1 protein-coding gene is annotated in these 277 nt (G+C 37.2%); it reads left to right on the forward strand.

Annotated features, from left to right (window positions below; all coding sequences use genetic code 11):
- A partial coding sequence (locus tag SB772_RS40385; protein WP_410838566.1) for a hypothetical protein occupies nt 1-277 on the forward strand: 277 nt, incomplete at both ends.

Consider the following 277-nt stretch of genomic DNA (forward strand, 5'->3'; position numbering starts at 1 on the left):
ATGTAGGTGCTACTGCAGGACAGGGCTCTGTAGCCAGAACAACGGATCAGATAACTTTACAACCCGGTGTTTATAAACTTCAGGTGAGGCTGGTAGGAAACTTTGCTAATGCTAGTGCCTCTAATACTCTGTTTTTAAAAGCCATCGTAAATAATAATGAGTATTCTCTAATCAATGCTGCTATTAATTCTAATCTGACCTCAGTATTTTATTTTGATGACTATATCAATATTACAGGAGCTTCTGCACAGACAGTAGATTTTTCAATTTCTCCAGT

Origin of the sequence: Paraburkholderia sp. SIMBA_030 (assembly GCF_046535245.1) — a bacterium.
Lineage (GTDB): Bacteria > Pseudomonadota > Gammaproteobacteria > Burkholderiales > Burkholderiaceae > Paraburkholderia.